Genomic DNA, 20,124 nt, shown 5'->3' with positions numbered 1-20,124 from the left:
GTTGTCAGTGGCGAGCCGTACGGTGGTTGCATGCGGCCCGTTTCCAAGATCGAACGTTCGGTGGCGCCCTTCGAGGTCGTCAGTTCCTACCAGCCCAGCGGCGACCAGCCGGCGGCCATCGCCGAGCTGGAGCGGCGTATCCGCGCGGACGAGAAGGACGTCGTCCTGCTCGGCGCGACCGGCACCGGCAAGTCGGCGACCACCGCCTGGATGATCGAGAAGCTGCAGCGCCCCACCCTGGTGATGGCGCCGAACAAGACCCTCGCCGCCCAGCTGGCCAACGAGTTCCGTGAGCTCCTCCCGAACAACGCGGTGGAGTATTTCGTCTCGTACTACGACTACTACCAGCCCGAGGCGTACGTCCCGCAGTCGGACACCTACATCGAGAAGGACTCCTCCATCAACGAGGAGGTCGAGCGGCTGCGCCATTCGGCGACCAATTCGCTGCTCACCCGGCGCGACGTCGTCGTGGTCGCCTCCGTCTCCTGCATCTACGGCCTCGGCACGCCCCAGGAGTACGTGGACCGCATGGTCCGGCTCACGGTCGGCGAGGAGATCGACCGCGACCAGCTGCTGCGCCGCTTCGTGGAGATGCAGTACAGCCGCAACGACCTGGCGTTCACCCGCGGCACCTTCCGGGTCCGGGGCGACACCATCGAGATCTTCCCGGTCTACGAGGAGCTCGCCGTCCGGATCGAGATGTTCGGCGACGAGATCGAGGCCCTGTCCACGCTCCATCCGCTGACCGGCGAGATCATCAGCGAGGACCCCACGGTCCACGTCTTCCCCGCCAGTCACTATGTCGCCGGGCCCGAGCGCATGGAGAAGGCCGTCGGCGGCATCGAGCGGGAGCTGGAGCGGCGCCTGGCCGAGCTGGAGAAGCAGGGCAAGATGCTGGAGGCCCAGCGACTGCGCATGCGCACCACGTACGACATCGAGATGCTCCGTCAGATCGGCACCTGCTCCGGCGTCGAGAACTACTCGATGCACTTCGACGACCGCGCGCCCGGCACCGCCCCCAACACCCTCCTCGACTACTTCCCGGACGACTTCCTGCTCGTCCTGGACGAGTCCCACGTCACGGTCCCGCAGATCGGCGCGATGTACGAGGGGGACGCCTCCCGCAAGCGGACCCTCGTCGACCACGGCTTCCGGCTGCCGTCCGCGATGGACAACCGGCCGCTGAAGTGGGAGGAGTTCCTGAAGCGGATCGACCAGACGGTGTACCTCTCGGCGACCCCGGGAAAGTACGAGCTCTCGCGCGGCGACGGGTTCGTCGAGCAGATCATCCGCCCTACCGGCCTCGTCGACCCCGAGGTCGTGGTCAAGCCCACCGAGGGTCAGATCGACGACCTGGTCCACGAGATCCGCAAGCGCGTCGAGCGCGACGAGCGGGTCCTGGTCACCACGCTCACCAAGAAGATGTCGGAGGACCTCACCGACTACTTCCTCGAGCTCGGCATCCAGGTCCGCTACCTGCACAGCGACGTCGACACCCTGCGCCGCATCGAGCTGCTGCGCGAGCTGCGCTCCGGCGAGTACGACGTGCTCGTCGGCATCAACCTCCTGCGCGAGGGCCTCGACCTTCCCGAGGTTTCCCTGGTGGCCATCCTCGACGCCGACAAGCAGGGCTTCCTGCGCTCCGGCACCTCGCTCATCCAGACCATCGGCCGCGCCGCCCGTAACGTCTCCGGCCAGGTCCACATGTACGCCGACAAGATCACCCCGGCCATGGCGCAGGCGATCGACGAGACGAACCGGCGCCGCGAGAAGCAGGTCGCGTACAACACCGAGCGCGGCATCGACCCGCAGCCGCTGCGCAAGAAGATCAACGACATCGTCGCGACCATCGCCCGGGAGGAGGTCGACACCGAGCAGCTGCTCGGCACCGGCTACCGCCAGGGCAAGGAGGCCAAGGCGCCGGTGCCCGCGCTCGGCGGCAAGGCCGCCAAGGGCGGGGCCAAGGGTAGGGCGGCCTCGCCCGGCGCGGTGCTCAGCGACCGGCCCGCGACCGAACTGGCCGGGATCATCGAGGAGATGACCGAGCGGATGCGGGCCGCTGCCGCGGATCTGCAGTTCGAGGTGGCCGCCCGGCTGCGCGACGAAGTCGGCGAGCTCAAGAAGGAACTGCGTCAGATGAAGGAAGCGGGCCTCGCCTGATCCGGGTGGTTTGGCCGGCGCGGGATCTCCACTGACGCGTGCCGGCTCCGCGCTGGTTCCTCACCCGTTCCGCGCCTGCCCCGCGCCTGTTCCGGCGTGGATTCCGGCGCGGTCTCCGAAGCGCCGGGCATGCCGCGCCGGGTGTGTTGCAAGACCGACACGAAAGCGGAGCGAGCCTGCTGCCGCCCGGGGTGGAATGCGTAGGGTGCGGGGAAACCGCACACGGATGGTTGCGGGGCAATGCCGAGAGGGGACAGCGCGTGACGGTCAATATGACCAAGGGTCAGGCCATCAGCCTGCAGAAGAGCGACGGGGGGACCCTGACGGCGGTACGGATGGGGCTCGGCTGGCAGGCGGCTCCGCGCCGTGGCCTGTTCGGTTCGCGCACCCGCGAGGTGGACCTGGACGCCTCGGCGGTGCTCTTCGCCGACAAGCAGCCGGTCGACGTCGTGTTCTTCCGCCACCTCGTCAGCGATGACGGCTCGGTCAAGCACACCGGTGACAACCTGGTCGGCGGCGCCGGCTCCGGCGGCGGCGACGACGAGGCGATCCTCGTCGACCTCCAGCGCGTGCCGGTCCACATCGACCAGATCGTCTTCACGGTGAACTCCTTCACCGGGCAGACGTTCCAGGAGGTCCGACACGCCTTCTGCCGCATTGTCGACGAGACCAACGGCCAGGAGCTCGCCCGGTACACGCTCGACGGCGGCGGCCAGTACACCGCCCAGATCATGGCGAAGGTGCACCGCGCGGGCAGCGGATGGCAGATGACAGCCCTCGGGAACCCGGCCAACGGCCGCACCTTCCAGGACCTGATGCCGTCGATCCTCCCGCACCTGTAGGTCCCGCACCGGCCCGGCACGGCCGGCACGGGAAGGGGCAGGAGCAGCTCCCGGCGGCACCCGACGCCGGGAGCTGCCCCCCATGCGGCACGCGCACGGCAACAGGGCACACACGCGTGAACAACGGCCACGCCCGTACAGGGTCATGCACGGCACGCGCGTACCCGCGATCATGCACGGCACGGCAGAACACGGCAGAACACGGCATCGCATGGAACCGCGCCCACAGACGCGCGGGCCATCGTCGAGGGGGACAGGGAAATGACGGCCGAACTGGTCCGGGGGCAGAACCACACCTTGCCCCGGACCCGTCTGGAGATCCGGGTATCGGCGGGCACGCCCGTCGTGGCCGGGGCCACCCTCGGCGACGAACGGGGCACGGTGCGCGGCGTCGAGTGGATCGCCCACCCCGGCTCGCCCCAGCTCCCCGGGCTGGAGGTCTCACAGCAGGCGGCGGCCGATCACCGCCTCGCCGTCGACCTGGAGGCGCTGCCCGCCGGCGCCCACCGGGTCACCGTGCTGCTCGCGCTTCCCGTCGGAGCGGGTGGCCCGGCGCGGTTCGGCCTGGTCCCCGCCCCCTTCGTCGCCGTCACCGGGCTCGACGGCGCCGAGATCGCCACCTTCACGCTCACCGGCCTGGACGCCGAGTCCGCGGTCAGTGCCCTGGAGCTCTACCGCCGTCAGGACGCCTGGAAGGTCCGCGCCGTGGGACAGGGGTACGCCGGCGGGCTCGCCGAGATGCTCGCCGACCAGGGCGTGGCCGAGGCCACCGAACTGGCCGGATCCATTCAGGAGGCCGTCACCCGGGGCATGGCCCGCTCGGTGGCGCCGCCGCCCCGGCCCCGGGGAGGCGAGCGCGTCCGGCAGCCCACGGGCTCCGCGGCGGACCACCGCCCGTCCACGCCGCCGCAGGCCCCGGAGCCCCCCGAGCCGCTGACCGACCCGGCCACCACGCCCCAGCCGCACACCGCCCCGGGCCCGGCCGCCGCAGGACCCGCCGCCGACGGCCCCATCAACTACGCGCACCCGCGGCGGCAGCACGCCGCACCCCCGTCGCCCCCGCCCACCGTGCCCCCGGCCCAGCCCGGACAGGCCGCGCAGCCGGTCGCCGGGGACGCCACCGGCTGGTCGATGGACGAGCGCCTCTACAACCAGATCTGGGGCATGTTCGAGGATCTGGCCCGCTCCGTCGCCGCCTACCGCAGCGCCGTGGACTTCGCCGAGTCCCGCATGGACCAGGAGCTCGACCGGGCCCTGTCCGACCCGCGCAACCGGATCGGCGGTGCGGGTGACCGTGCCCGTGAGGGGGCCCGCGCCAAGCGCGACGAGCTGACTTCCCGGGCCTGGGAGGTCCTCGACCGCGATCTGGCCCAGCTGGCCGCCGAGGCGGCCGTCGTCGAGCCCGCGCTCCCGGCCGCGTACGCCGACTGGGGCAACCCCGTCTGGCACGCTCACCGCCTCCCCACGGAGATACCGATGGCGCTGCGCATCGGCGATCTCCACCTTCCCGAGCGCACCGACCTGCGTGTCCCGCTGCTCGTCCGGCTGCCACTGGAGCGCGGGATCTGGGTGGACAGCGGACGGACGGCGTCCGAGGCGGCCGCCCTGATGGACATGGACCGACTGCGCCGACTGGCCGTGGAGGCCGCGGTCACCCACGTGGCGCGGCTGCTCGCGGTGTATCCGCCCGGTGCGTTCTCGGTGCACGTCATCGACCCGGCGGGCGCCGCGGCCGGTCCCCTCGCGCCGCTGGTCGACGCGGGTGTCCTCGCCGGGCCGCCCGCCGCCGGGCCCGGGGGAGTGGCCTCGGTCCTCACCCACCTCACCCGGCGGGTGGACCTGGTGCAGATGGCGGTGCGGGCCGGAGCGGCCGATTCGCTCCCGCCCGACCTGGACACCGGCGAGCAGCTCCTGGTGGTCAACGACTTCCCGCACGGCTTCGACGACCGGGCCGTCACCCAGCTCCGCTATCTCGCCGACGAGGGTCCCGCGGTCGGGGTGCACCTCCTGATGGTCGCGGACCGGGAGGAGGCCAGTGCGTACGGGCCCGTGCTCGACCCGCTGTGGCGTTCGCTGTTGCGGATCACCCCGGTCGCCGACAGTCACCTCGCCGATCCGTGGGTCGGGCATGCCTGGACGTACGAGCCGTTGGCCCTTCCGCCGGGCAGTCGCGTCCTGGAACAGGTGCTCGCGGCGGTGGCGGCCGCCCGCCGAGCGGGCGGCCGATGACCCGAAAAGCCGTGACAACCTGCGGTTTTGACGATTTCTTTACTCTTTCCTTTACCTTTCCTTGGCGGTGCATGTACTGTTTGCGGAACGGAGGGGAGTACTCCTTACGCGACGTCCCGTCAATACGGATCGTTATCGATCCCGGGGCGCCGGTCCGGGCGCGCACAGAGCGCGCACGGGTGGAAGAGACCTCCGGCAGCGACGACGCTGATCAGTAGCCGTAGCGAACTGCCGGAGGCGCAGTGGACGTTTCATGGACCGTATGGGTTCTGACCATTCTTGGTCTGTCAACCCTCATCGCCGTCGACTTCTTCATCGGGCGCAAGCCCCATGACGTGTCGACCAAGGAAGCCGGAATCTGGACGATCGTCTGGATCGCCCTGGCCGTTCTCTTCGGATTCGGCCTCATGGCCTTCGGTGAGGGCCAGGCCTCCGGCGAGTTCTTCGCCGGATTCATCACCGAGAAGTCGTTGAGCGTCGACAACCTCTTCGTCTTCGTCCTGATCATGGCGAAGTTCGCGGTGCCCTCGCAGCTCCAGCAGCGCGTGCTGCTCATCGGTGTGCTGATCGCCCTGGTGCTCCGGGCCATCTTCATCGCCGCCGGCGCCGCCGTGATCGCGAACTTCTCGTGGGTGTTCTACATCTTCGGCGCGTTCCTGATCTACACCGCCTGGAAGCTCATCCAGGAGGCGCGGGCCGACGAGGAGGACGACGACTTCGAGGAGAACCGTCTCCTCAAGTCGATCGAGCACCGCTTCGGTGTCGCCGACAAGTACCACGGCACGAAGCTGTTCATCCGGCAGAACGGCAAGCGCATCATGACCCCGCTGATGGTGGTCATGCTCGCCATCGGTATGACCGACGTGCTGTTCGCGGTGGACTCGATCCCGGCGATCTTCGGCCTGACCCAGGACCCGTACATCGTCTTCACGGCCAACGCGTTCGCTCTGATGGGTCTGCGCCAGCTGTACTTCCTCATCGGCGGTCTGCTGAAGAAGCTGGTCCACCTCAGCTACGGCCTGTCGGTGATCCTCGGCTTCATCGGCGTCAAGCTGGTGCTGCACGCCCTGCACGAGAACGGGGTGCACGTGCCCGTCATCTCCATCCCGTTCTCCCTCGCCTTCATCTGTGGTGTCCTGGTGATCACCACGATCACCAGCCTCATCGCCAGCAAGAAGCAGGCGGCGGCAGAGGCGGAGAAGGACGGCAAGGCGGAGACCGCCGGCCCGGCCGACGAGGAGAGCAAGAGCATCAACAACAGCTGACCCCGGGCCGCCCCGAGCGGCACAGGGACACACCGGCAGCGGCCGGGGCGGTAACGGCGAATGCCGTCCGCCCCGGCCGCTTCTGTATGCGTACACGGGAGATGTGCGCGGGCTACCAGCCGCGGGCGCGCCACTCGGGCAGCTGGGGCCGCTCGTCGCCGAGCGTCGTGTCGTGTCCGTGGCCCGGGTAGACCCACGTCTCGTCGGGCAGCCGGTCGAACAGCTTCGTCTCGACGTCGTGCAGGAGGCTGGCGAAGGCCTCGGGGTTCTTGTTCGTGTTCCCGACCCCGCCGGGGAAGAGGCAGTCCCCGGTGAACAGGTGCGGGGCGCCGTGCGGGTCGTCGTAGACCAGGGCGATGGAGCCCGGGGTGTGGCCGACCAGGTGGCGGGCGGTCAGCTCGACCCGGCCGACGGTGACGGTGTCGCCGTCCTCGACCAGGACGTCGGTCGGGACGGGGATGCCCTCGGCGTCGTAGCGACCCGCGTACGTCCGGGCGCCGGTGGCACCGACCACCTGGGCCAGAGCCTGCCAGTGGTCCCCGTGCCGGTGCGTGGTGACGACGGAGGAGATCCCGTCGTCACCGATCAGCGCGAGCAGGGTCTCCGGCTCGGCGGCCGCGTCGATCAGCAACTGCTCGCCGGTCGCCCGGCAGCGCAGCAGATAGGCGTTGTTGTTCATCCCGCCGACGGCGACCTTGGAGATCATCAGATCCGTCAGTTCGTGCACGCTCGCCGGTCCGCCGGCCTTCACCGCTCCGCTGTACGTCATACGGCCCAGCCTATAGCGGGGGCAGCGCGGGCAAGGGGCCCCCGGCCACGGTCAGGGCGGAGCCGTCGCGACGGCCGCAGAGCCAGCCCAGCAGCTCGGCGGCGGGCCCCTGCACGGTCACCAGGGCGCTCGGCGGGCCGCCGCCGGTGGACCAGGTGTGGCCGTCCAGGTCGGTCAGCGCGGTGGCGGGCACGTCCTGGTTGCCCAGGAAGCGCTCGGTCAGGAAGGCGATCTCCCGCGACACGAACTCCGCGGACAGGTCCTCCAGCTCGTGGCCGACGTCGAGGTCAACGTGGTGCAGCTCCACCTCGACCCAGCGCCGGAAGGGCACCCGGGCCGCGGAGTCCGTCACATTGTTGCGCAGGGTGACCGTACGGGACCAGTCGGCGGGTTCGGCGGCGACCGCCAGGAAGCCCTCCGCGCTCTCCCGCAGGTCGGTCAGCTGCTCGGCCGCCGGGCGGGGGGCGCCGTCGGCGATGTCGGCGTCCCGGGTTTCGCTGCTCGCGTACATCGGGAGGCCCCGGAGAACATTTCCGAGTGCGTCGGCGTTACGTGACAGGTGGGCCAGAACATGGCCCCGACTCCAGCCGGGCAACCGTGACGCCCCGGCGACCGAGACGTTGTCCAGTTCACCGGCTGCGTCGAGCAGTCGTGTCGTCGCCTCGCGTACAGCTCCCAGGTCGTGCGCATGATCAATCATGCGGCCGAGCCTAGCTCCGCCACTCATTCGGGTGAAGGAGCCCGAGGGTGGCCGTAAATCGAATGTGCGTGCTATACGCTCGGAATCGAAAGCTTCTTACACCGCTGTGGCGCCCCCCATACCCTGGGAGAGGGGCTCAGCTCCCCCGCTTCTCTCCAGAAAGGTGCGGACCGGCGTGGCCGACCGTCTCATCGTCCGTGGCGCGCGCGAGCACAACCTGAAGAACGTCTCGCTCGACCTGCCCCGCGACTCACTCATCGTCTTCACCGGGCTCTCCGGGTCGGGCAAGTCGTCCCTCGCGTTCGACACGATCTTCGCCGAGGGGCAGCGCCGCTACGTGGAGTCGCTCTCCTCGTACGCCCGGCAGTTCCTCGGCCAGATGGACAAGCCGGACGTCGACTTCATCGAAGGTCTCTCGCCGGCCGTCTCCATCGACCAGAAGTCGACCTCGCGCAATCCGCGCTCGACGGTCGGCACCATCACCGAGGTCTACGACTACCTCCGGCTGCTCTTCGCCAGGATCGGCAAGCCGCACTGCCCCGAGTGCGCCCGCCCCATCTCGCGCCAGTCGCCGCAGGCCATCGTCGACAAGGTCCTCGGCCTGCCGGAGGGCAGCCGCTTCCAGGTCCTCTCGCCCCTGGTGCGTGAGCGCAAGGGCGAGTTCGTCGACCTCTTCGCCGACCTCCAGACCAAGGGCTACAGCCGGGCCAGGGTCGACGGCGCCACCATCCAGCTCGCCGAGCCGCCCACGCTCAAGAAGCAGGAGAAGCACACCATCGAGGTGGTCGTCGACCGCCTCACCGTCAAGGACAGTGCCAAGCGTCGGCTGACCGACTCGGTCGAGACCGCGCTCGGCCTCTCCGGCGGCATGGTCGTGCTCGACTTCGTCGACCTCCCCGAGGACGACCCCGAGCGCGAGCGGATGTTCTCCGAGCACCTCTACTGCCCGTACGACGACCTCTCCTTCGAGGAGCTGGAGCCGCGCTCCTTCTCCTTCAACTCGCCCTTCGGTGCCTGCCCCGACTGCACCGGCATCGGCACGCGGATGGAGGTCGACCCGGAGCTGATCGTCCCGGACGAGGAGAAGTCCCTCGACGAGGGCGCGATCCATCCCTGGTCCCACGGCCACACCAAGGAGTATTTCGGCCGCCTCATCGGCGCGCTCTCCGAAGCGCTCGGCTTCCGTACGGACATCCCCTGGGCCGGGCTGCCGCAGCGGGCCAAGAAGGCCCTGCTGTTCGGCCACAAGATCCAGACCGAGGTCCGCTACCGCAATCGGTACGGGCGCGAGCGCGCCTATACCACCCCCGCCTTCGAGGGCGCGGTGCAGTTCGTCAAGCGGCGTCACACCGAGGCCGAGAGCGACTCCAGCCGGGAGCGCTTCGAGGGCTACATGCGCGAGGTGCCCTGCCCGACCTGCGAGGGCACCCGGCTGAAGCCGATCGTGCTCGCGGTGACGGTGATGGAGAAGTCCATCGCCGAGGTGTCCGCGATGTCGATCAGCGAGTGCGCCGAGTTCCTCGGCCGCCTCAAGCTGAACGCCCGGGACAAGAAGATCGCCGAGCGGGTGCTCAAGGAGGTCAACGAGCGGCTGAAGTTCCTTGTCGACGTCGGCCTGGACTATCTGTCGCTGAACCGCGCGGCCGGCACCCTGTCCGGCGGCGAGGCCCAGCGCATCCGGCTGGCCACCCAGATCGGCTCCGGCCTGGTCGGTGTGCTGTATGTCCTGGACGAGCCGTCCATCGGCCTGCACCAGCGCGACAACCACCGGCTCATCGAGACCCTGGTCCGGCTCCGCGACATGGGCAACACGCTCATCGTCGTCGAGCACGACGAGGACACCATCAAGGTCGCCGACTGGGTCGTCGACATCGGCCCCGGCGCGGGTGAGCACGGCGGCAAGGTCGTCCACTCCGGTTCGCTCAAGGAGCTCCTGGCCAACAAGGAGTCGATCACCGGCCAGTATCTGTCCGGCAAGCGGTCCATCACGACCCCCGACGTCCGCCGGCCGGTCGACCCGGGACGGGGCCTCACCGTCCACGGTGCCCGGGAGAACAACCTCCAGGACATCGACGTCTCCTTCCCGCTCGGCGTCCTCACCGCCGTCACGGGCGTCTCCGGGTCCGGGAAGTCGACGCTGGTCAACGACATCCTCTACACCCACCTGGCCCGCGAGCTGAACGGCGCCAAGTCGGTGCCCGGCCGCCACACCCGGGTCGACGGCGACGATCTCGTCGACAAGGTGGTGCACGTCGACCAGTCACCGATCGGCCGGACGCCCCGGTCCAACCCGGCGACCTACACCGGAGTCTTCGACCACGTCCGCCGGCTCTTCGCCGAGACGATGGAGGCGAAGGTGCGCGGCTATCTTCCGGGCCGCTTCTCCTTCAACGTCAAGGGCGGCCGCTGCGAGAACTGCTCCGGCGACGGCACGATCAAGATCGAGATGAACTTCCTGCCCGATGTGTACGTTCCGTGCGAGGTCTGCCACGGAGCGCGCTACAACCGGGAGACCCTGGAGGTCCACTACAAGGGCAAGTCCATCGCCGAGGTGCTGGACATGCCGATCGAGGAGGGCCTGGAGTTCTTCGAGGCCGTCCCGACGATCGCCCGCCACCTCCGTACGCTCAACGAGGTCGGCCTCGGCTATGTGAGGCTGGGCCAGTCCGCGCCGACCCTCTCCGGAGGTGAGGCGCAGCGCGTCAAGCTGGCGAGCGAGCTCCAGAAGCGCTCCACCGGCCGCACGGTCTACGTCCTGGACGAGCCGACCACCGGTCTGCACTTCGAGGACATCAGCAAGTTGATCACCGTGCTCTCCGGCCTGGTGGACAAGGGCAACACCGTGATCGTCATCGAGCACAACCTCGATGTCATCAAGACCGCCGACTGGGTCGTCGACATGGGCCCCGAGGGCGGCAACGGCGGTGGCCTGGTGGTCGCCGAGGGGACACCGGAGCAGGTCGCCTCGGTCCCCGCCAGCCACACCGGGAAGTTCCTCCAGGGCGTCCTGGACGCGGACCGCATCAGCGAGGCCGCGGTGCCCTCCGGGCGGGGGACGACCCGTAGGACGGCCGCCCGCAAGACCGCCCCGGGGAAGAAGACGGCCGCCGCGGCCAAGAAGGCCGCGGTGACCAAGGCGAATGCCACGGGCGCCAAGGCGGGTACGGCCAGGGCCGCCACCAAGACGGCCGCCCCGAAGAAGGCCACCCGCGCCCGCAAGGCCTGAGTGAGGCCCGAGCGGTCGTCCCGCCCGACAGCCGCTCGCCCCTCGGGGGCGACGGCGGCCCCCACAGCACGAAGGGGGCCGCCGTCGCCCGTCGGTGCGGTGCTCCGGCCCGGTCGCAGGGCTTCCGATCCCCGCCGGTATCGTCGGTTCTGTCACCGGCCCGCAGGGCCGCCGTCGCCGCACCATCCTGTTCGGCGACGCGGATCCACCGTGATCCACCCCCGAACAGCCCGCCCCACCGTGATCCACCCCGAACGACAACCCGTGGAGTCCGCATGCCCGGCCTGCCCGCCGCCCGCCGTACCGTGCTGAAGGGCGCCGCGCTCGCCGGCGCCGCCGGGCTGGGAGCGGCCGCCTGCTCCACCGAGTCCAAGCTCGGCCACGCCAAGAACCCCACCCCCACCGCTCCCGTGGATCTCGGGGCCGCCTCCGAGGTGCCCGTCGGCGGGGCCAAGCTCTACCGCGAGCAGCGCCTGGTCGTCGTCTGCCCGGCGAAGGGCGAATACAAGGCGTTCAGCGCCCAGTGCACCCACGGCGGCTGTGTCCTGGACAAGGTCGAGGGCACCGAGGGCCACTGCCCCTGCCACGGCAGCCGCTTCGACATGACCACCGGCAAACCGGTGAAGGGCCCGGCCACCGTGCCGCTGCCCGCCGTCCCGGTCACCGCCGAGGGCGGAAAGCTCGTCGCGGGCCCCGACGCCTGAAGCGGAGCCTCGGCCCGACGCCCGACGCCCGACGCCCGACGCCCGACGCCCGACGCCCGAAGCGGAACCGCGGCCCGACGCCTGACGCGGAACCGCAAGCCCCGACGCCCGACGCCCGACGCGGAACCGCAAGCCCGGCGCCCGGTGCGTCATCGCGGCCCCGACGCCTGAAGGCCGGCCGTCACGACGGCCGAGGCCCTCACTCCCAGTCCCAGTCGACCCCGATCAGTCCGGGCCGTACGGTCTCCTCCACCAGGTGCACGGTCCGGTGCCGGCCGGTCAGCGTGAGGTCCTGGCGGGCCCCGCGCGCCGCCCCCGCCGAAGCCTGGGCGAACCGGCGGCACCGCACCGGGAGCGCCGCCTCGTCGAAGCCGACCTGGAGCACGTACTGCCCGCCCCCGAAGGTGAAGCCGCGCATGTACTCGCCGCCGGCTCCGCCCGTACCGTCCTCGAAGCCGTAGCCGAAGAGGTACGTCTCACCGGACCGCAACCGGGTGTCGAAGAGCAGCTCCGCCACCAGCACCCTCGCGTCCCGGTCCCAGCGGACCCGGCCCGTCCGGCAGTTCTCCAGGGCCCGCACCACGATCCGCGACGGGTCGCAGCCGGGGTCGCCCCGGTGGACCGCGAGATAGCGGTCGACGCCGTCCCGATGCGCGCGCACCACGTGCTGCGACGTGCGGCCCAGCAGCTCTCGCCGCGCCCCGATCCGTACCCGCTCCTGGTGCCCCACCGTGTGCAGACCGCCGTCCACGGGTGACTCCATCGCCGTGAGGAGCCGCTCCACCGAGCCCGACGCCTCCATGAGTGAGCGGTACGAACGGCCGGCCGGGCGGTCCCCGTCCGCCGGCGCGTCACCGTCGCGCAGCAGCCGCAGCAGCGAGTCGTCCGGCAGCGCGAGCACCTCCTCCAACGCCCGAACGGCCCGCAACGACTCGGCCCGCCGGGGCCAGCGCACCCCCTGCTGCCAGTAACTGAGACTGGTCACCCCGAGCTTGACGCCCCGGTGCGCCAGATGGTGCTGCACCCGCTGGAGCGGCAGCCCGCGTACCGACAGAGCGGTCCGCAGCGCCAGGTGGAACGGTCCGGTCCGCAGTACCTGCGCCAGTTCGGTCTCGGTCTGCCGCATGGTGGGCCTCCGGTGAACGTTCACGTGGGAAGTGGCGACACCTCCCCCGGTGGGATGCGGGGGAGCAGGTGACGGGACAGAGCCGTTCACACGGACGCCGTGCCGTTCACACCGTGATGTCACCTCGCATTGAAGCGTGTTGACCTGCTCCGGACAACGCCGGATGCTCCTCATCAGCGTCCGGACGCGCTCCTCCGATCCCCACCCCCGCATTGGGAGGAACGCCATGCGCAACCGAAGAGTCAGGCCCGGAAGGTCCTCGTTCACCGCCCTCCTGGCCGCCATCCTGCTCGCCGTCCCCGCGGGCACCGTCACCGCCGCCCAGTCCCCGGACGGGGCGGGCTCCACCATCGCCGCCGCCCAGCGGCTCAACATCACCATGCAGGCGCAACAGCAGACCAACTGGTGCTGGGCGGCCGGCGGCAACACCATTGCCGCCTGGTTCGGCCGCAACTACACGCAGAACCAGTTCTGCAACGCCGCCTTCAACCGCAGCCAGAACTCCCAGTGCCCCAACTCACAGGCCACCCTCGGCAACGTCCAGACCGGACTGTCCTGGGCCGGGGTCAGGCCCGGCAGTTACGTCACCGGCTGGCTGCGCTACCCGGTCGTGCAGGCCGAGATAGCCGCCCAGCGCCCCATCGAGACCCGTATCCAGTGGTCGTCCGGCGGCGGCCACATGCATGTCATCTACGGGTACGACGACGCCAACAGCTGGGTCTACTGGGGCGATCCGTGGCCCTCCAGCGGCCGCTACAACTGGGCTTCTCACGCCTGGTACATCAACAACAACGAGTTCTCCTGGACCCACTCGCTCTACCGGATCGGGGCGTGAGGTCATGAACTCCACCACCCGGCGCATCGCCGTCGCCACCGCCCTCACCGGCGCCGCCCTGTTCACCGCCGCCGCTCCCGCCCTCGCCGACGACGGCCGGGCGGCCCCGCCGAAGCTGACCGCCGCCACCCTCGACGCGGCCCACGAGGCCGCCACCGAGCCCGCGACCCTGGACACCCTGTCCCGCTTCTTCGCCCGGGAGGGCGCGGTGAGCAGGGCGGCGAGCGCTCCCAGGATCGAGGGGAGGTCCGTTCCCGTCCGCACGCTCTCCGCCGCCTTCGTCGCCGGGAAGCGGGGGGCCGCCCCGAGCACCCTGGACTACCTGGCCAGCACCGCCGTCTCCTCCGACGGCCAGAAGGCCTCCCTGTGGACGGTCCCCGGGGCGGGCGGCGACGGCTGGCAGGTGGTGAACATCGCCACAGGCGACGACGAGGCCCGTTACGACGCCCAGGGGGCCCGCGCGCTCCCCGGCGGCACCGTGTTCCGCGAACCGCAGATCGACGCCTGGTACGTCCACGACGGCTCCCGCGTCTTCCCGCTGGACAAGGACGCGAAGACCGCAGTGGGAGCGAAGGGCACCACGCTCGACGCCTACCGGACCCGGGTCCAGGAGGCGTACGGCGACAAGCTGCCCGGCTCCGGATACGCCCGCTCCGGCAAGGCGGGCGGCTACGGCCCCGACGCGGTCACCGGCACCGGGGGAGCCCCGGCGGCCGTACCCGCCCCCGGCCCGGTCACCGGACCGGCCGCGGACCGGGCCGGTGACCCCGCCGGGAGCCCCGCGCTCGCCGGCGCGGCGTCCGGTTCGCCGGACACGGCCCTGACCGCCGTGTCCACGACCGCCGGGGCCGGGGCGCTGCTCGCCCTGGCCCTGGGCGCCGCCGCCGCGCTGCGCCGCCGCAACCGTGCCGGGCGACCCCCGGCCACGGACGCCTGAGCAGCGGCTCCACCGGCCCACAGGCCCGCGCTCCGGGGTGCGAACATCCCACGGCACCCCGGAGCGCGGCACCACCCGAGGACGACGCGCTGTCACTGCCCGCAAGTAGGGTGTGAGACATGGCAGACCCCTCCAGCTACCGCCCCAAGCCGGGACAGATCCCCGACTCCCCGGGGGTCTACAAATTCCGCGACGAGCACCGCCGGGTGATCTACGTCGGGAAGGCCAAGAACCTGCGCCAACGCGTGGCCAACTACTTCCAGGACCTCGCCGGACTCCATCCGCGTACGCGCACGATGGTCACCACCGCCGCGTCCGTCGAGTGGACGGTCGTCTCCACCGAGGTCGAGGCGCTCCAGCTGGAGTATTCCTGGATCAAGGAGTTCGACCCCCGGTTCAACGTCAAGTACCGCGACGACAAGAGCTATCCGTATCTCGCGGTCACCCTCAACGAGGAATTCCCCCGCGTCCAGGTCATGCGCGGCGCCAAGAAGAAGGGCGTGCGCTACTTCGGTCCCTACGGCCACGCCTGGGCGATCCGCGAGACGGTCGACCTGATGCTCCGCGTCTTCCCCGTCCGTACCTGCTCCGCCGGGGTCTTCAAGAACGCCGCGCGCACCGGCCGCCCCTGCCTGCTGGGCTACATCGGCAAGTGCTCGGCCCCCTGCGTCGGCCGGGTCACCCCCGAGGAACACCGGGCGCTGGCCGATGACTTCTGCGACTTCATGGCCGGCCGCACCGGCGCCTACATCCGCCGCCTGGAGAAGGACATGACGCGGGCGGCGGAGGAGATGGAGTACGAGCGGGCCGCCCGTCTCCGCGATGACGCCGAGGCCCTCAGGCGGGCCATGGAGAAGAGCGCCGTCGTCCTCGCCGACGCCACCGACGCCGACCTGATCGCCGTCGCCGAGGACGAGTTGGAGGCCGCACTCCAGATCTTCCACGTGCGCGGCGGCCGGGTGCGCGGCCAGCGCGGCTGGGTCACCGACAAGGTCGAGGCGGTCGACACGTCCGGCCTCGTCGGGCACGCCCTCCAGCAGTTGTACGGGGAGGAACGCGGCGACGCCGTCCCCAAGGAGGTCCTGGTCCCCGCCCTCCCGGAGGACGCCGAAGCGGTCTCCCAGTGGCTCGCCGAGCGCCGGGGCTCCCAGGTCAGTCTGCGCATCCCGCAGCGCGGCGACAAGAAGGACCTCATGGTCACCGTCCAGCGCAACGCCCAGCAGGCGCTCGGGCTGCACAAGACCAAACGCGCCTCCGACCTGACCACCCGCTCCCGCGCCCTGGAGGAGATCACCGAGGCGCTGGGCCTGGACACCGCCCCGCTGCGCATCGAGTGCTACGACATCTCCCACCTCCAGGGCGAGGACGTGGTGGCCTCCATGGTCGTCTTCGAGGACGGCCTCGCCCGCAAGAGCGAGTACCGCCGCTTCCAGATCAAGGGCTTCGAGGGCCAGGACGACGTCCGCTCGATGCACGAGGTGATCGGCCGCCGCTTCAAGCGCTACCTCCAGGACAAGGAACGCACGGGGGAGTGGGAGGAGACGCCGGAGGCCGTCCCCGCCGCCACGGGCCCTGCTCCTGGCCCCGCCGCCACGGGCCCCGTCCCCGCCCCGGCCGTCACCGCCGCCTCCCCGGACGACGAGCCCAAGCCCCGGGAGGACGACGGACGGCCCAAGCGGTTCGCCTACCCGCCGCAGCTCGTCGTCGTCGACGGCGGGCAGCCCCAGGTCGCCGCCGCCAAGCGCGCCCTGGACGAGCTGGGCATCGACGACATCGCGGTCTGCGGCCTCGCCAAGCGCCTGGAAGAGGTCTGGCTCCCCGATGACGACGATCCGGTCGTCCTGCCCCGCTCCAGCGAGGGCCTCTACCTCCTCCAGCGCGTCCGGGACGAGGCCCACCGCTTCGCCATCACCTACCAGCGCGCCAAACGCGCCAAGCGCATCCGCAGCAGCCCCCTCGACGAGGTGACAGGGCTCGGCGAGACCCGGAAGCAGGCCCTCATCAAGCATTTCGGCTCGGTGAAGAAGCTCCGGCAAGCGACAATCGACGAGATCTGCGAGGTCCCCGGGATAGGGCGAAGGACGGCGGAATCGGTGGCCGCAGCCCTCGCCTCGGCCACTCCCGCGGCACCTGCCGTGAATACGGCCACAGGAGAGATCATTGAAGAGGACGACGGGGGCAGCTCATGACCGGGAACAGCCACGAGGCCGCACAGAACAGCGCGGCGCACGAGGACCGGGACACCACCGGCCAGGACACCACCGGCCGGGACACCACCGGCCGGGACACCACAGACCGAGCAGACGGAGCAGCAGACGTGAGTACGAACGCCCCGAACGAGACGGGTGAGGCGGCCATCCCCGAGCTGGTGATCATCTCCGGGATGTCGGGCGCCGGCCGCAGCACCGCCGCCAAGTGTCTGGAGGACCTCGGCTGGTTCGTCGTCGACAACCTGCCGCCCGCGCTGATCCCCACCATGGTGGAGCTCGGCGCCCGCTCGCAGGGCAACGTGGCCCGGATCGCCGTCGTCGTCGACGTACGCGGCCGGCGCTTCTTCGACAACCTCCGCGAATCCCTCGCGGACCTGGAGGCCAAGCACGTCACCCGGCGGATCGTCTTCCTGGAGTCCTCCGACGACGCCCTGGTGCGCCGCTTCGAATCCGTCCGTCGCCCGCACCCCCTCCAGGGTGACGGCCGCATCGTGGACGGCATCGCGGCCGAGCGCGACCTGCTGCGCGAGCTGCGCGGCGACGCCGACCTGGTCATCGACACCTCCAGCCTCAACGTGCACGAGCTGCGGGCCAAGATGGACGCCCAGTTCGCGGGCGAGTCGGAGCCGGAGCTGCGGGCCACGGTGATGTCCTTCGGCTACAAGTACGGCCTGCCCGTCGACGCCGACCTGGTCGTCGACTGCCGCTTCCTGCCCAACCCGCACTGGGTCCCCGAGCTGCGCCCCTTCACCGGCGTCAACGAGGAGGTGTCCGACTACGTCTTCGACCAGCCGGGCGCCAAGGAGTTCCTCAACCAGTACACCGAGCTGCTCCAGCTGATCGCCGCCGGCTACCGCCGTGAGGGTAAGCGGTACGTGACCATCGCCGTGGGCTGCACCGGCGGCAAGCACCGCTCCGTCGCCATGTCGGAGAAGCTCTCGGCCCGCCTCGCCGCCGAAGGCGTCGAGACCGTCCTCGTGCACCGCGACATGGGGCGAGAGTGACCGGACGCAATCTGCGGATGCGGCGCCTGAGCCGCGCCACCTCGGCGCTCTCGGGCCGTAAGCGCGCCGCTCAGCCCAAGGTCGTCGCGCTCGGCGGCGGTATGGGTCTCTCGGCGTCCCTGACGGCGCTGCGCCGGATCACCGGCGATCTCACGGCTGTGGTCACCGTCGCCGACGACGGCGGCTCCAGCGGCCGGCTGCGCGAGGAGCTGGGCGTGCTGCCGCCCGGCGACCTGCGCAAGGCGCTCGCCGCGCTGTGCGGCGACGACGACTGGGGCCGGACCTGGTCCCAGGTCGTCCAGCACCGCTTCGAGTCCAAGGGGGACCTCCACGGGCACGCGGTCGGCAATCTGCTGATCGTGGCCCTCTGGGAACAGCTCGGCGACCCTGTCCAGGCGCTCGACCTGGTCGGCAAGCTGCTCGGCGCGCACGGGCGGGTGCTGCCGATGTCGGCCGTCCCGCTGGAGCTCCAGGCGCTGGTCAAGGGCCACGACCCCGACCTGCCCGACGCGATCGTCACCGTGCGCGGCCAGGCCACGGTGGCGCTCACGCCCGGCGAGGTGCAGTCCGTGCATGTGGTCCCGCCCGACCCGCCGGCCGTCCCGGAGGCCGTGGAGGCGGTCCTGGACGCCGACTGGGTGGTGCTCGGTCCGGGCTCCTGGTTCTCCTCGGTGATCCCGCACCTGCTCGTGCCGGAACTGCTCGACGCGCTGGTCACCACGAAGGCCCGCAAGGTCCTCTCGTTGAACCTCGCACCCCAGCCCGGTGAAACAGAAGGCTTCTCACCGCAGCGTCATTTGGAGGTTTTGGGGCGACACGCCCCTAAACTCGCCTTGGACGTGGTGCTGGCCGATGAGGCCGCCGTGCCCGACCGTGAGTCACTCGCCGATGCCGCACTACGGCTCGGAGCCGCGGTCGAGCTGGCGCCGGTGGCATCGCCCGACGGCGTTCCGGTCCATGATCAGGAGCTGTTGGCCGCCGCGTACGACCGTATTTTTCGGATGCATGGAAGGATCGGCCCATGGCGATGACGCCAGCGGTGAAGAACGAAATCTCTCATCTTCCCGTCACCCGGACCTGCTGCAGGAAAGCAGAGGTCTCGGCGATTCTTCGGTTCGCGGGCGGCCTGCACCTGGTGAGCGGCCGGATTGTGATCGAGGCGGAGCTGGACACCGGCAACGCCGCACGCCGCCTCAAGCGCGACATCCTGGAGATCTTCGGGCACAGCTCGGAGCTGATCGTGATGGCCCCCGGCGGACTGCGTCGCGGCTCGCGCTATGTCGTACGGGTGGTGGCGGGCGGCGACCAGCTGGCCCGCCAGACCGGTCTGGTGGACGGCCGGGGCCGTCCGATCCGCGGGCTGCCCCCGCAGGTGGTCTCGGGGGCCACCTGCGACGCCGAGGCGGCCTGGCGCGGGGCGTTCCTCGCCCACGGCTCGCTCACCGAGCCCGGCCGCTCCTCCTCGCTGGAGGTCACCTGCCCGGGACCGGAGGCGGCCCTCGCCCTGGTCGGGGCGGCGCGCCGGCTCTCCATCGCGGCCAAGGCCCGCGAGGTCCGCGGCGTGGACCGTGTGGTGGTCCGCGACGGCGACGCGATCGGCGCCCTGCTGACCCGGCTCGGCGCCCATGACGCGGTGCTCGCCTGGGAGGAGCGCCGGATGCGGCGCGAGGTCCGCGCCACGGCCAACCGGCTCGCCAACTTCGACGACGCGAACCTGCGCCGCTCGGCCCGCGCCGCGGTCGCCGCCGGGGCCCGGGTGGGGCGCGCGCTGGAGATCCTCGCCGAGGAGGTCCCCGAGCACCTGGCCGCCGCGGGACGGCTCCGTATGGAGCACAAGCAGGCCTCCCTGGAGGAGCTGGGCGCGCTCGCCGACCCGCCGCTGACCAAGGACGCGGTCGCCGGCCGGATCCGCCGGCTGCTGGCGATGGCCGACAAGCGGGCCCAGGATCTGGGCATCCCGGGGACCGAGTCGACCCTCAGCGAGGAGCTGGCCGACGGCCTGGTCGGCTGACTCGGCGGCGAGCCGGGGGACGTTGGTCCCGCCCCCGCCGGGACTTGGGTCCCCGGGCCCGGGGACCCAAGTCCCGGCGGGCGAAACGGAGGTCCGTGCTCCTACT

At 71.0% G+C, this 20,124-nt stretch carries 15 protein-coding genes; 12 read left to right on the top strand and 3 right to left on the bottom strand.

All coding sequences use genetic code 11. From position 1 onward, the window contains the following. Positions 1–30: 30 nt before the first annotated feature. From uvrB to ACZ60Q_RS00145, 4 genes are all read left to right on the top strand, one after another. Positions 31–2,160: an excinuclease ABC subunit UvrB gene (gene uvrB, locus ACZ60Q_RS00160; protein ID WP_469626075.1), complete on the top strand. Its 2,130-nt coding sequence runs from the start codon at positions 31–33 to the stop codon at positions 2,158–2,160. 260 nt (positions 2,161–2,420) lie between these two features. Then, complete coding sequence (locus tag ACZ60Q_RS00155) at positions 2,421–3,002, top strand: TerD family protein (protein WP_469626073.1); 582 nt, start codon at positions 2,421–2,423, stop codon at positions 3,000–3,002. Between the two features lie 261 nt (positions 3,003–3,263). Continuing rightward, positions 3,264–5,231, top strand: coding sequence for a TerD family protein (locus tag ACZ60Q_RS00150; RefSeq protein ID WP_469626070.1), 1,968 nt, complete (start codon positions 3,264–3,266; stop codon positions 5,229–5,231). 242 nt (positions 5,232–5,473) lie between these two features. Further along, positions 5,474–6,496, top strand: a complete 1,023-nt coding sequence (locus ACZ60Q_RS00145) for a TerC family protein (RefSeq protein ID WP_469626068.1) — start codon at positions 5,474–5,476, stop codon at positions 6,494–6,496. Positions 6,497–6,608: 112 nt separating this feature from the next. Here the strand turns inward: ACZ60Q_RS00145 and ACZ60Q_RS00140 are convergent, their stop codons facing one another. After that, positions 6,609–7,265, bottom strand: a complete 657-nt coding sequence (locus ACZ60Q_RS00140; protein ID WP_469626065.1) for an MBL fold metallo-hydrolase — start codon at positions 7,263–7,265, stop codon at positions 6,609–6,611. 10 nt (positions 7,266–7,275) lie between these two features. Beyond that, positions 7,276–7,965: a maleylpyruvate isomerase family mycothiol-dependent enzyme gene (locus ACZ60Q_RS00135; RefSeq protein WP_469626062.1), complete on the bottom strand. Its 690-nt coding sequence runs from the start codon at positions 7,963–7,965 to the stop codon at positions 7,276–7,278. Positions 7,966–8,140: 175 nt separating this feature from the next. Between ACZ60Q_RS00135 and uvrA the strand changes: the two genes are divergently transcribed. Together uvrA and ACZ60Q_RS00125 are read left to right on the top strand one after the other, a co-directional pair. Further along, positions 8,141–11,191 carry an excinuclease ABC subunit UvrA gene (gene uvrA / locus ACZ60Q_RS00130; RefSeq protein ID WP_469626059.1) on the top strand — a complete coding sequence of 1,017 codons (3,051 nt, stop codon included), beginning with the start codon at positions 8,141–8,143 and terminating at the stop codon, positions 11,189–11,191. 275 nt (positions 11,192–11,466) lie between these two features. Next, positions 11,467–11,895, top strand: a complete 429-nt coding sequence (locus ACZ60Q_RS00125) for a Rieske (2Fe-2S) protein (RefSeq protein WP_050358163.1) — start codon at positions 11,467–11,469, stop codon at positions 11,893–11,895. Between the two features lie 199 nt (positions 11,896–12,094). On the opposite strand, the gene ACZ60Q_RS00120 is transcribed toward ACZ60Q_RS00125, so the two are convergent. Beyond that, positions 12,095–13,021 carry a hypothetical protein gene (locus tag ACZ60Q_RS00120; RefSeq protein ID WP_469626056.1) on the bottom strand — a complete coding sequence of 309 codons (927 nt, stop codon included), beginning with the start codon at positions 13,019–13,021 and terminating at the stop codon, positions 12,095–12,097. Positions 13,022–13,247: 226 nt separating this feature from the next. Between ACZ60Q_RS00120 and ACZ60Q_RS00115 the strand changes: the two genes are divergently transcribed. From ACZ60Q_RS00115 to whiA, 6 genes are all read left to right on the top strand, one after another. Next, entirely contained in the window at positions 13,248–13,856 is a 609-nt protein-coding gene (locus ACZ60Q_RS00115; protein WP_469626054.1) for a papain-like cysteine protease family protein, read from the top strand. A gap of 4 nt (positions 13,857–13,860) precedes the next feature. Further along, complete coding sequence (locus ACZ60Q_RS00110) at positions 13,861–14,793, top strand: hypothetical protein (RefSeq protein WP_469626051.1); 933 nt, start codon at positions 13,861–13,863, stop codon at positions 14,791–14,793. Between the two features lie 119 nt (positions 14,794–14,912). Then, on the top strand, positions 14,913–16,982 hold the full coding sequence (gene uvrC, locus ACZ60Q_RS00105; RefSeq protein ID WP_469626048.1) for an excinuclease ABC subunit UvrC: 2,070 nt from the start codon (positions 14,913–14,915) through the stop codon (positions 16,980–16,982). After that, entirely contained in the window at positions 16,979–18,007 is a 1,029-nt protein-coding gene (rapZ, locus tag ACZ60Q_RS00100; protein ID WP_469626045.1) for an RNase adapter RapZ, read from the top strand. Before uvrC ends, rapZ begins: the two co-directional genes overlap by 4 nt. Then, on the top strand, positions 18,004–19,038 hold the full coding sequence (locus ACZ60Q_RS00095; protein ID WP_469626042.1) for a gluconeogenesis factor YvcK family protein: 1,035 nt from the start codon (positions 18,004–18,006) through the stop codon (positions 19,036–19,038). Before rapZ ends, ACZ60Q_RS00095 begins: the two co-directional genes overlap by 4 nt. Further along, complete coding sequence (gene whiA / locus ACZ60Q_RS00090; protein ID WP_398615251.1) at positions 19,029–20,018, top strand: DNA-binding protein WhiA; 990 nt, start codon at positions 19,029–19,031, stop codon at positions 20,016–20,018. Before ACZ60Q_RS00095 ends, whiA begins: the two co-directional genes overlap by 10 nt. Positions 20,019–20,124: the final 106 nt, after the last annotated feature.

The organism is Streptomyces sp. NPDC104313, from assembly GCF_055583985.1.
The sequence above is the reverse complement of the archived record's forward strand: the minus strand, read 5'-3'. Positions and strand labels throughout refer to the sequence as shown.